The organism is Prevotella sp. E13-27, from assembly GCF_023217965.1.
GTDB lineage: Bacteria > Bacteroidota > Bacteroidia > Bacteroidales > Bacteroidaceae > Prevotella.
Genome location: NZ_JALPSC010000001.1, coordinates 154560 through 167594 on the forward strand (window position 1 = coordinate 154560; position 13035 = coordinate 167594).

Genomic DNA, 13035 nt, shown 5'->3' on the forward strand with positions numbered 1-13035 from the left:
ATTATAATAGGGATTTTTAGAGTATATTTGTTTGGGAATTAAATCATAAAATCAGCCCACTAATAATCAGATGGTTACGTTTAAAATGTGCATTAGTTTGAGAAATAATTCCAAGAATCTTGCCCAATTCAAAAAAAATAGTTGTATCTTTGCACCGTGAAACTGCGCGAAAGTGGGCTACACTTCAGCAAAACTCATATCTTCTTTTTCGCGCATTTCAACAATCTTCCTCCAGTTGTAGGGTAGCTGGATCATTGCCCTTCTGAAGATGTCGCCCGCCTCTTTGCTCTCAACGTACTGCTGAGGCGTATACAAGTCTGGAATGTCTGTGATGCCGTCTGTTTCCTTTACATCACTATCCTGCTTGTGGAATATTCGCAAAATGGGGTACCGTCGTCGATGTCGTAATAAGTCCAAAGAAAGATTCCATGCCATCGTATCGGTATAATGCATCACCTCGTCGGCATCATCACGCAACAGTCGGTGTCTTTCCCAGAGTCTTAACATCACCTCTGCGGCCACATCCTCAGCATCTTCCTTGTCGTTGAGTAACACCAAAGCCCTCGCAACAGCAATCTGCCGCAGTTCGGTTACCAATGATATGTACTTTGAACGTTCCATATTAATAATACGATGAAGATGTCAAAACGCTACGCAGAATCCTCACTTTTTTTCAAAAAATCTTCATTCCCCGCTTTTCCCCTACCAAAAAGCGGGCGAGGATGCCTCGTTTTTATCCCCGCCCGCCTTGGCTTGCCGACACCATTATGCGTTTCAACCCTGCAGGTATATCCACGCCTCTCTTTGCCCTATGTCACTCCCACGAGAGAGGGGGGTACTATTCCTGCCTCAGTAGAGCTACTGAGAATTTGATTAATTGAAAAGTTCATCTAATGTCACTTCATTGTTTACAATGCTCTTGTGCATTCCGTCTGCCACACCGAATGTCGTAACAAACGTATTCACCAGTGCTTTTGTACATTTCGTGACCTCACGGAAGATTGTCATCCGCTGGCGTAGCTTCTTTTCGTATGCATCCTTTAATTCGTATGGACCGACGCTGAACTTCATCTCGCAAAGATGCACCATGCGGTCTGCACGGTCGATGATAAGGTCAATCTGTGCGCCTTCCCTCTTGGCAGGGTCTTGATTGGCCTTGTCAGCCAATTGCCGCCAGGAGGAAACACTGGTTGCCATTCCGGAAATGCCAAGCGCCCGCTTTATCTGCCCTACGTGGCAGAGGCAAAGCAGTTCGAACGCCCTGCCCATCCAGGATTCTACACTATGTGATTGGAAATTATGGCTCCACCACTGCTCATCGCCCGACAGGTCTTCGGCAAGGAACTTATAATAAAATAAGGTGTAAAAGTCAACCAGTCTGTAAATGGCATCGGTTGACTTGTTAGGGAAGCGAGCCATTTTAGCGATGAAGTCGCAACGCTCCAGATTACGAAGTACTGTGGTGAGATTGCGTCCCTCTATTTTCAGAACTTTTATCATGTCGTTCCGCGTCATACCCTCTTTATGCAGGCTGAGAGCTTTCACCACAGAGATATATTGGTCTGCATGTTTGAAAAGTGCCGTATATAGTTCCTCAAACTCTATACGAAGTGGGGCATTCGGGGCAAAGCACAGCCTGTCAACATTTTGGACAAGACTCTGATTCGTCTTCAGCAGACTAAGGTAGAAAGGAACCCCACCAAATAGCATGTAACACTGTGCTATTTGGTATCGGTCCCATTTGCAGTGATGAGAGCGCAGGTACTCTTCCGTCTCTTTAAGGTTGAAGGGACGTAGATAGATGTTTGCAGTGATGCGAGCATGAAGTCCCCCTTGATTTTCAATCAGTTTGTCAACCATCCATGATGTTGCCGAACCAGACCCTACAAAAAAAATATCGTTCCGACGATTGGCCCAACCATTCCAAAAGTTCTCCAAAGCTTCAACAAAGTCTGACTTTTGTGTGTCTATCCAAGGCATTTCATCGAAGAACACAACCTTTTTCCTGTTAGCTGGAAGATTGCCAAGATGTTCCTCCAGCGCATCAAAGGCATCAAACCAGTCAGCATACTTTGGTACAGTCTTCAACCCTGCATACTGTTTCATGGCTTTTCCAAAATTACGCAGTTGAACCCTTTGCGTGGAACGATGCGAGCCCACGAAACTGAAATCATAATTCATCTTGAAGTACTGATCTATGAGGAAGGTCTTTCCCACGCGCCTTCTTCCATAAACGATAACAAATTCTGAACGGTCTGACTCCATGCAGCCCCGTAGCATAGAGCACTCTCGGTCTCTCGCAATAAGCTTCTGTTCCATATTAATGATCTTTTATTTGCCGGCAAAGGTACAAACAATTATTGAGAAAATCTCAATGTTTGACATATTTTTGCCCCAAAACACAAAATTAATTTCATTATTGGGGCGAAATAGAGTTAAACGATGGGGTATAGGGATAACATATTGACGTTATCTGAAGCTGATGAGTTATGAATCATACTTCTGGGGCCCATTCGGATACAATAATAACATAACCCTCTATGTCCCCAAAGGCAGCAAGGCTGCGTATGCGGCAGCAGATGTCTGGAAGGACTTTAATATCATCAAGGAATACCCTGATCCTGATGTAAACCAGGATGGATCTGTAGACGTAGTGGACGTGGTGGACATAGCCCGCTTCGTAGTGGGTACGCCCAGCGAATCGTTCGACAAGTTCCTGGCAGACCTGAATGGTAGCGGTGAGGTGAACGTGGCCGATGCTGTGGTGCTGGTCAACGAAATTGCAGGGGATGCAAATTGGGCAAGGACCTTGCATGCACCAAAGTATAGGCTCAGGAGATAACAGAACTAATGTAGCTATCGAATTCAGGATCAGATGTCTTTGGATGTTGGGAGAATTATAATAGGGATTTTTAGAGTATATTTATTGGGGAATTAAATCATAAAATCAGCCCCCTAATAATCAGATGGTTACGTTTAAAATGTGCATTAGTTTGAGAAATAATTCCAAGAATCTTGCCCAATTCAAAAAAAATAGTTGTATCTTTGCACCGTGAAACTGCGCGAAGGTGGGCTACACTTCAGCAAAGAACATATTCTTTGTATTCGGTTTCTTAAGACCCTTCGGGAATAAGCGACTAAGGTCGAGCGGCACCACCCTTGCACCCAAAATTAGAGAATACGATGAGTACAATAGAAGAATTGCAGAAACTCCGTGAACGTGAAGACCACGTAGAGTTCAAGAAGGCAGAGCATAACTACCCGTTCGCAGGAGGCCAGAAGACCGACCCCAAAGACCGTAGGCATTGTGTATTAGGATATGTTGTCGCCTTGGCTAATGAGAAAGGTGGTCGTTTGGTTCTTGGAATGGCTGATGCCTATCCCCATGAGGTTGCTGGTAGTGATTTTGCCGAGAACGAGACAGGCAATCTTGAAGACGAGATTTATAAGCGTCTCCATATACGCGTTCGTACCGAAGAACTGTATGACGAGAAGCAACGTCGTGTCCTTGTCATCAATGTGCCTTCTCGTCCTGTTGGTAAGGCACTTCGTTTCGAGGGTGTTCCCTTGATGCGAATGGGCGAAAGTCTGCGTGAAATGGACGATGCAGAATACTTCTCCATCATTTCCGAGCAAGACCCAGATTTCTCATCCCATGTCTGCAAGGGGCTTACTATTGAAGACCTTGATGCTGAAGCTGTAGAAAACATGCACAAACTCATTGCTGACAAGCAGAAACGGACTGATGCAAATACCATTCCTCTGCCACAATTACTGAAAGACCTGTTGCTGATTGATGATGATGGCAATATGAAATATGCGACTCTTTTGTTGTTGGGAAAGTCTGAAGCCATCAATCGTTATCTGCCACAGGCAAATGTTGTGATAGAATACAGAACCAGTCAAAGCCAAGTACGCTACAGCGCCCGTCAGGAATACCGTCTGCCGTTGTTCGTCGCTATCGAGAAGATATGGGAATACATCAACCAACCTGCTTGCAATCCGCTACTACACATCAATGATCTACCTCGCATCCTCGATTGTCCGGCATTCAACAAAGAGACTATTCGTGAGGCCATTATTAACGCTATGATTCACCGTAGCCTACAGATGGGGTCTGACATCTTCATCCATCTTTATCCTGATATGGTGGAAATCTCTAACCCTGGCGGATTCCCATACGGCGTAAACATCGGCAATATCCTCACCGTCAACAGTTCGCCCCGTAGCCGACTGATGGCCGAAGTGATAGAAAAGACGGGATTGATAGAGCGAAGCGGACAGGGTGTTGACATCATGTTTACCAACTGCATCAAGGAGGGCAAACCGCTTCCTGACTACTCCTATTCTGATGATTATCAGGTGGACTTGCGCTTCTACGGTGAGATTCCTGACGATGCCTTTTACCTCTTTGCCCAGGATATTTGCCATACCCCCGAACTCGAAAGTCAGATGAATACTTTCGACTGGCTGACGCTTCACTATATCTGGAAAGGTAATGCAGAGGCTGTTTATAAGGAGAGTTGCCCGAAATTAATAGAAATGGGGTTGATTGCAGAAGATGTGTATTTTGGATATGTCCTTTCCACCCGCTATCTGCTTTATAAACCGCATGTAAAATCTGTAGTCGGGCAATATGAAATCAATCATATCCAAATAGTTTATCATGTGATTCGGCGTAACGGCGATGCATCCATGAGTGATTTTGTGACAGCATTCGACGGCATTTTGACACAAAAGCAAGTGCGTAACCTCATCGAAGGTCTTTGCAAAACGCCACTGATTGCTTCACATGGTAATGCACGTGCTACGAGATATAGTTGGATAAATAGTAACACTTAAACCGAACAAATATGCGACAAAGATTCTTCTATTTATTTGTATTGGCTACGTTACTTGTATCTTGCTCTGGGGGCAAGGTGAAGTATCGTATCGGAATATCACAGTGTTCGGATGACATCTGGCGTGACAAGCAGAATGCTGAATTGCGTATGGGTGCTTATTTCCATGATAATGTGGAACTGAAGTTTGCTGCGGCCTACGATAGCGACGAGCGGCAGGTGCAGCAGATTGACAGTCTCGTGAATAATGGCATCGACTTGTTAATCGTGGCACCTAACCAAGTGCAGACTATTTCGCCTGCCATCGACCGTGCCTACGACAAGGGCATTCCCGTCATTGTGTTTGAGCGCAAGACCAGCTCCCGGAAGTACACCGCCTTTATCAGTGCCGATAACTATGAAATGGGGCGCACTATGGGCGAATATATCGCGTCACGGCTGGATGGCAAGGGAAATGTCCTGGAGATAAAGGGGCTGGAAGGCTCATCACCTGCCATCGAGCGCCATAAAGGCTTCATGGATGCCATAGAGAAAGTTCCTGGCATCAAGGTGGTGGGTTCGCTGCAAGGTGACTGGACGGAAGAGACAGCATACGAAACTACAAAACTATGGTTCAATAATAATAAAGATGTACACGTGGACCTTGTGTTCGGTGCCAACGACCGCACGGCTATGGGAGCACACAAGGCAATGACAGAGGTAACTACCCCACTCGCCTTCAGGAGAGTGGTCGGGGGTGAGGCTGTACTATATTGCGGCATCGACGGTTTGCCGGGTGAGAATGGCGGCATACAATTAGTGCGTGACTCTTTGCTCGACGCTTCGTACATTTATCCGACGAATGGCGACCAGATTATCGAGTTGGCCGTTAATATTCTCGAAGGAAAACCCTACGACAAGGAGACATTGATGATGTCGGCCCTTGTCACTCGCGACAATGCAAAAGTGCTGCTGATGCAGAGCGAGGAACTGATGCGTCAGGCAGACCGCCTGGACCTATTACATGACAAGGCCGACAACTACCTGCATGAACTTGACACACAGCGCATCGTCAGCTGGCTAGCCATCGGCATCATCGTACTGTTGGTTGTAGTGTTTGTACTTTTCTACCTCTACCTTTTAAGGAAAATAAGCATGCAAAGAGAACGTGTGACCAATACGTTGTGGAACATGGAAGCCACCGTGGATTCATCCCCATCAACAGCCAATTCACAACAAACAGGTACTGTTTCACCTGCAAACGAGAGCGGATTCTTGTCACATTTTCGTGAGATTGTTGAAACTCGTCTTTCAGATAGCAATCTTAGTATTGATGACCTTGCTGCCGATATGAACCTCAGTCGTGTGCAGCTCTATCGTAGAGTAAAGGCAGTATCTGGTTCATCACCAGTGGAATTATTACGTACAGCCCGTCTGAATCGCGCTTATCAATTACTGCTTACTACCGACAAGAGCGTCTCTGAGGTCGCCTATGCCGTTGGCTTTACTGCTCCCAGCTACTTTACGAAATGTTTCAAAGAGGAGTATGGCATGGTGCCAGGCGACGTGAGGAAATAGTCACCAACTTCTCACCTCTCATTTTTTACCTCTAACTTCTTACAACTAACCACTAAAAATTATCGTTCATTCTTTCGCAAAAATGTTTCATTGCAACATATTTTGCACAGAGTGAACGATATTTTTAATATCAACAAATATATAGATGATATTTTTGCAGCAGATTTGTAAACCAAAAATATTAACTAAAAACGTAAAACAAATGAAACAATCGAAACGAGTGTTTTTATGTTTCCTGACTCTGATGCTTAGTACAATAATGTATGCTCAGACGACGATTCAAGGAACTGTGGTCGATGACTTCGGTGACGGTGTCATTGGTGCCACAGTAAAAGAAAAGGGAAACAGCAACGGAACGGTGACCGACTTAGATGGTAATTTCAAGATTAATGTGAAAGAAGGTACTATGCTTGTCTTCAGCTTCATCGGTTTCCAGAATCAGGAAATGCCTGCTAAAAACGGCATGAAGGTGGTGATGAAAGATGACAACCAAATGCTGAACGAGGTTGTCGTTACAGGCTATACCACCCAGCGCAAAGCCGACTTGACAGGTGCTGTCTCAACAGTGAGTGTCGATGAGATGGCCAAACAGAACGAAAACAACCCGATGAAGGCTCTACAGGGTCGCGTGCCAGGCATGAACATTCAGGCCGACGGTAATCCTTCTGGAGCAGCAACAGTACGCATTCGTGGTATCGGAACCCTAAACGACAACGACCCACTTTACATCATCGACGGTGTACCCACGAAAGCAGGTATGCACGAACTGAATGGTAACGACATTGAGTCTATTCAGGTATTGAAGGATGCCGCTTCTGCCTCTATCTATGGTAGCCGTGCTGCCAATGGCGTGATTATTATCACAACAAAGAAAGGCAAGGAGGGTAAGACCAAGGTAAACTTCGACGGTAGCGTGGCCACCTCTTTTTATACCAACAAGATTGAGACAATGAATGCCAACGAGTGGGGACGTGCTTACTGGCAAGCTTGCGTAAACGATGGTATAAACCCAAGCAACAATAATCTTGGATATAACTATAATTGGGGCTATGATGCTAATGGCAACCCTGTGCTGAACCGCATGACAATGAACATGTATCTTGACGATAACGCCACTGTACGTGCCGGTGATACTGATTGGTTTGACGAGATCACACGTACAGGCGTTGTTCAGCAGTATAATCTTTCAGTTAGTAATGGCACTGAAAAAGGCAACTCCTTTTTATCTGTAGGCTACTACGACAACCAAGGTACTATCAAGGACTCCTATTTTAACCGCTTCTCTGCACGTGCCAACAGCGACTACAAGTTGTTCGACGGTATTGTAGTCATTGGCGAGAACATAACCCTGAACCGCACAAAGGGTGTTGACGCACCTGGAGGCGTATTGGAGCATGCATTGGAGTTCAACCCCAACTTCCCCATCTACGCTGAGAACGGTAAGTATGCACAGGCTTTGGGAGCTTATTCCGAGCGCGAGAACCCATTAAGCATGATTGACAATGCCAAGGATAACGAATACACCCAGTGGCGCACATTCGGTGATATTCACCTTAGCATAAATCCTCTTAAGAACCTCATGCTTCGCACAACCTTAGGCATGGACTATACTCAGAAGCAACAGCGCTTCTTCACCTATCCTATCGAGAATGGTAAGGTAAAACGTACCGATACTGCCGCAGAATACAAGCAGGAACACACCATGCGCTGGATGTGGAACGCCATTGCGACCTACAACCTTGAGATCGGCAAGCATCGTGGCGATGCAATGGTTGGTATGGAGATAAACCGTCAGGACTATAACTGGAGTAGTGCCAAGCGCTATGAGCAGGCTATCCTGAACACCGATTACATGTGGCCATCGGCAGGCTCTGGAAAACAACTCGCTGAAGGCAGTGGAGACGGTTTCTCGCTGGTGTCATTCTTTGGCAAACTGAACTATACATTCAATGAAAGATATCTGGCTTCATTCACTATACGCCGCGACGGCAGTAGCCGCTTTGGTAAGAACAACCAATATGGTACGTTCCCATCAGTAAGTGCAGGATGGCGCTTGTCAGAGGAAGAGTTCATGAAGTTTACTGAGGACTGGCTCGATAACCTTAAGGTGCGTTACTCTTGGGGACAGACAGGTAACCAGGAGATATCCAACACAGCTCGATATACTCTTTATCGTCCTGTCGTTTCAACAGGTTTATGGGGCAGTGGAGCTGCTGGTTCTTCATACGACATTGCCGGAAGCAATGGCGGCTATGAGCTGTCAAACGGTTATGTACGCTCGCAGCGAGGCAATGAGGATATCAAGTGGGAGACAACAACCCAGAATAATATTGGTATAGACTTCGCATTCTTGAAAAATGAGGTCTATGGCTCGTTCGATTGGTTCAACAAGAAGACCACAGACATTCTTCTCTTCATGGAAGGCATTGCCGCCATGGGTGAAGGCAGCGGCCAGTGGATTAACGCCGGTGAGGTGAAAAACAACGGTTGGGAATTCTCATTGGGCTATCGTCACAAGCTGTCAAACGGTTTCTCATGGGACATCAACGGCAACATCAGCCGCTACACCAACGAGATTACCAAACTGCCAGAGACCGTTGCTGCCAACGGTAAGTATGGTGGCAATGGCGTGAAGAGCGTAGTAGGCCACCCAATGTTCTCACAGGTTGGTTATATTGCTGACGGCATTTTCAAAAGTCAGAACGAAATCGACAATCACGCTACTCAACAGGGAGCTGGCCTTGGTCGCATACGTTATAAGGACCTGAATGGTGACGGCAAGATTACTGAAGACGACCAGGACTGGATCTATGACCCGACACCAGACTTTACATGGGGTCTGAACATCTATCTGCAATACAAGAACTGGGACCTGACAATGTTCTGGCAGGGTGTACAGGGCGTCGATGTGGACTGTCGCGGTTATAAGTCGCAGACTGACTTCTGGGCCAACTCTGCAATAAACGTACCTTATCTGAACAAGGGTGTGCGTGTCCTTGACGCATGGAGTCCCGCTAACCCAGGCAGCGATATTCCTGCTCTGACCACAAGCGACACCAACAACGAGGGGCGCGTTAGCTCATACTACATAGAGAATGGCTCTTATGCTAAACTCCGTACCATACAGTTAGGTTACAACATGCCGAAGAGCATCATAGACAAGCTTCATATGGAACGCATGCGCATTTACTTGTCTGCTCAAAACTTATTAACGATCAAGAGTAGCAATTTTACTGGCAACGATCCTGAGAACCCAGGATTCGGATATCCCATTCCTCTCAACCTCACTTTTGGATTGAACGTAGGATTCTAAAACAGCGAATTAATAATGAATTTCACGACTAAAAGAATTACAGTTATGAAGACAATATATAGACTTTTATGCACAATCTGCGTATTCGGTGGTTTGATGAGTTGCTCTGACTTCTTAGAAGAGCAGGTGCCTCAGGCTACGCTTACTCAAGACGAGGTGAAAGATCCTGAGTATATAGACAATGTGATTGTTTCAGCATATGCCGGACTTGTATCTATAGAAGATATGAACGCCTCTTTCTCGCTGTGGAACTACGACACACGTTCCGACGATGCCTATGTTGGCGGTTCCGACTTCTCTGACGGCGAACCCTTCCACCGATTGGAAAAAGGAACAGGCGTGATGACTACCGACTGGCCTTTCAGTTCCATTTGGAACAAATTCTACAGCTATCTGTCGCGCATATCGCTATCACTTGACATGCTGAAAGAGGCCGATCAGTCAAATGCGATTATTAAGCAACGCACTGCCGAGATGAAATTTCTGCGTGCCTATGGCCATTTCCAGCTGAAGCGTCTGTTCAAGAAGATTCCTTTCGTAAACAAGTCAAATATGACAGAGGATGATTATAACAACCTCTCAAACACTGAGTACACCAATGACGAGGGTTGGCAGCAAATCATCAACGATCTGGAAGAAGCCTATAACGTACTGCCTGAGACACAATCTGATAAGGGTCGTCCTACGAAAGCAGCTTGTGCAGCTTTCCTGGCCAAGGTTTATCTTTACAAGGCCTATCATCAAGACGATGTCAACAGTAATCAGGTTACATCCATCAATGAGGCAGACTTACAGAAAGTTATCGAATACACCGATCCTTCCATCTATGCCAAAGGAGGTTACGGACTTGAGAGCGACCTGCATAATAATTTCCGTCCTGAGGAGCAGTACGAGAATGGCAAGGAAAGCCTTTGGGCCATCCAATATTCAAAGAACGACGGTACAACCTATGGTAATCTGAACTTCTCAAATCGTCTGATTGTACCTTGCATTCCTAAAGTTCACGATTCAGGTTGCGACTTCTATAAGCCTTCTCACAATCTGGTTGATGCTTACCGCACAAATAGCGATGGTCTGCCTATGCTTGATAACTTTGCAACTGTAGATTATAAAGTAGGGTCTGCTGAGACCGTTGACCCACGACTGTTTATCACCGTAGGCGTGCCTGGTACACCTTACATGTTCAATACCTCCTTCATGATGTCAGAGACTGGTGCCTGGAGCCGTTCAGGAGGTACATTCGGCTATTTCGTATCACTGAAGCAGAATGTTAATCCCATACTGACAGATAACTATCTTTACCTGTGCGACTCACAATGGGCCAGCTCCATGAACCGCATTGTCTTCCGCTATGCTGATGTTTTGCTAATGCGCGCCGAGGCTCTTGCTCAGCTTAACAATACTGCCGAAGCAGTTATCTTTGTCAATCAGGTGAGAGACCGTGCAATAAGTATGATGACCAACAGCGTAGTGGCTGGCTATCCTAACAAGTATGGCATCCATTATGCCGTAGGTAAATATAACGGCACTTACTCAAAAGAGGAAATGATGAAGATTGTGAAAATGGAACGCCGTCTGGAACTGGCAATGGAAAGTGAGCGATTCTTCGACCTCGTGCGCTGGGGCGATGCCGCTACCGTGCTGAACAAGTACTATAGTGACGAGAGTAAGAAGATGAGTTTCCTTAACGGCTCTTCATTCACAGCCAATAAAAACGAATATCTGCCCATTCCTTTCGAACAAATGGCTGCATCTAACGGACATTACACTCAGAACTGCGGAGAGTGGTAAGGTTTAAGTTGAGAGTTAAGAGTTTAGAGTTATCGCTATGCGATTAAGAATTGAGAATTGAAAATTGAGAATTATGAAAACGATATATAGCATTATCTGTGCATTTTGCATAATCTGTGGGTTCACAGCCTGCAGCGACGATGAACACACAACAGGCAGCATCAACATCAGTGGTTCATGCCTGGTTGAGAGGTTCGTGCTGAACAACAAATACGAGGCAACAATTAGTACTGAGAAGCGTTTGCTGAAAATCAAGGTGCCTGTGGATTTTACACAGACTAACGACATGGTGGTAACCGATCTGATTGTTTCAGATGGTGCTCAGACAAACATCCAAGTTGGTCAGCACCTGAACTTCGATGCCGACCGCATGCTTCGTGTGACCAATGGCGATTTGGAGATGAACTATCAGGTAACGGTGCGTAACGACGAGGCCTTGTTGAAGCTGTTCATGCTCGAAGGTGTTAAAGGTGCCATCAATCAGGTTGACAAAACTGTTACTGTCAGCGTGATGGCAAATAGCGGCATAGACCTCACCAATGCAACCTTCGAAGTGGAGTGCAGTGAAGATGCTGTCTGCAGTCCAGCCAGTGGAACTAAAGGCAACTTCACAGAGCCTTTCAAGCTTACCCTTACCGATAATACTGCAACTAACACTTATACCGTCAGTGTTACCATGATTGAGAATCCTGTAGCACTATTCGTTGGTGATGCTGAGAATATCGAACTCCTCAATGACGAAGAGAAGGCCGCTGCCAAGTGGCTTACAGGTAACATTACTAATGCGGCATACGCTTCATGGAGCGATGTGGCCAGCGGAAACATCTCATTGAGCGAGTGTAAGTTCATATTCTTCCACCGTCACTGCTCGTCATACGGCAACTATAATGGCTTCAAGGAGGCAGAGACAGGTGCTATGACCGCTTTGGCTCGTATGAAAGAATTCTGGCAGAAAGGCGGTGCCTTCATACTGGGCCGCTCAGCTGTTAACTATGCCATCGCTCTGGGTGCCATGCCCGAAGATGCCTATCCTAACAATGTGTGGGGTGGTGGAAATGGTGAAGGTTCCGACCTTATGGGAGCTGATCCCTGGCACTTCTATGCCTACGACATTGCTCATCCGTTGTGGCAGAATATGAAGACCTATCCTGGTGCAGCAGCCAATGCTGTTTATACGCTCGATGAAGGATACACCATCTGTAATACAACCTCACAGTATGGCTTCTGGGATACTTATGCGAGTGGCAAGGATGCTTTTGAGTCTAAGACAGGCGGTCGAGCATTAGCTGGCGACAATAGCGTATCAGTATGGGAACTGAAGGCCTATAGCGGCGACTACGGCAAGGGTGGTATAATCTGTTTCGGTTCAGGTCTCTTTGACTGGAATTCTCCTACGACCTATACGTCTAATTATCACGATAACATGGGCACTATCATGCTCAATGCATTCGATTACTTGACACCTACCCCCACCCCCTCCCGAGGGGAGGGGAGATGAGTTAGTCCCTTTAGCAGTTTCGTTTACAATAGTTT

The 13035-nt window shown here is 46.0% G+C and carries 8 protein-coding genes; 6 read left to right on the forward strand and 2 right to left on the reverse strand.

Translation table 11 applies throughout. From position 1 onward, the window contains the following. Positions 1-177 precede the first annotated feature (177 nt). Entirely contained in the window at positions 178-621 is a 444-nt protein-coding gene (locus M1L52_RS00710; RefSeq protein WP_248612915.1) for an RNA polymerase sigma factor, read from the reverse strand. Between the two features lie 252 nt (positions 622-873). Further along, entirely contained in the window at positions 874-2319 is a 1446-nt protein-coding gene (locus M1L52_RS00715; protein ID WP_248612916.1) for an AAA family ATPase, read from the reverse strand. 163 nt (positions 2320-2482) lie between these two features. Between M1L52_RS00715 and M1L52_RS00720 the strand changes: the two genes are divergently transcribed. From M1L52_RS00720 to M1L52_RS00745, 6 genes are all read left to right on the forward strand, one after another. Beyond that, positions 2483-2842 (forward strand): dockerin type I domain-containing protein, encoded by a 360-nt coding sequence (locus M1L52_RS00720; protein ID WP_248612917.1) that lies wholly within the window; start codon positions 2483-2485, stop codon positions 2840-2842. Positions 2843-3183: 341 nt separating this feature from the next. Then, entirely contained in the window at positions 3184-4842 is a 1659-nt protein-coding gene (locus M1L52_RS00725; RefSeq protein ID WP_248612918.1) for an ATP-binding protein, read from the forward strand. 11 nt (positions 4843-4853) lie between these two features. Further along, positions 4854-6398, forward strand: a complete 1545-nt coding sequence (locus M1L52_RS00730; protein WP_248612919.1) for a substrate-binding domain-containing protein — start codon at positions 4854-4856, stop codon at positions 6396-6398. A 202-nt stretch (positions 6399-6600) separates the two neighbouring features. Next, a complete protein-coding gene (locus M1L52_RS00735; protein ID WP_248612920.1) occupies positions 6601-9711 on the forward strand; it encodes a SusC/RagA family TonB-linked outer membrane protein in 3111 nt (1036 codons plus the stop codon). Positions 9712-9756: 45 nt separating this feature from the next. Next, a complete protein-coding gene (locus tag M1L52_RS00740; protein ID WP_248612921.1) occupies positions 9757-11502 on the forward strand; it encodes a RagB/SusD family nutrient uptake outer membrane protein in 1746 nt (581 codons plus the stop codon). Between the two features lie 73 nt (positions 11503-11575). Continuing rightward, positions 11576-13000, forward strand: coding sequence for a DUF4960 domain-containing protein (locus M1L52_RS00745; RefSeq protein ID WP_248612922.1), 1425 nt, complete (start codon positions 11576-11578; stop codon positions 12998-13000). Positions 13001-13035: the final 35 nt, after the last annotated feature.

Bases quoted from the DNA above. Each gene is read 5' to 3' on its own strand.
- M1L52_RS00710 (WP_248612915.1), bottom strand. From the start codon at position 621: ATGGAACGTTCAAAGTACATATCATTGGTAACCGAACTGCGGCAGATT.
- M1L52_RS00715 (WP_248612916.1), bottom strand. From the start codon at position 2,319: ATGGAACAGAAGCTTATTGCGAGAGACCGAGAGTGCTCTATGCTACGG.
- M1L52_RS00720 (WP_248612917.1), top strand. From the start codon at position 2,483: ATGAGTTATGAATCATACTTCTGGGGCCCATTCGGATACAATAATAAC.
- M1L52_RS00725 (WP_248612918.1), top strand. From the start codon at position 3,184: ATGAGTACAATAGAAGAATTGCAGAAACTCCGTGAACGTGAAGACCAC.
- M1L52_RS00730 (WP_248612919.1), top strand. From the start codon at position 4,854: ATGCGACAAAGATTCTTCTATTTATTTGTATTGGCTACGTTACTTGTA.
- M1L52_RS00735 (WP_248612920.1), top strand. From the start codon at position 6,601: ATGAAACAATCGAAACGAGTGTTTTTATGTTTCCTGACTCTGATGCTT.
- M1L52_RS00740 (WP_248612921.1), top strand. From the start codon at position 9,757: ATGAAGACAATATATAGACTTTTATGCACAATCTGCGTATTCGGTGGT.
- M1L52_RS00745 (WP_248612922.1), top strand. From the start codon at position 11,576: ATGAAAACGATATATAGCATTATCTGTGCATTTTGCATAATCTGTGGG.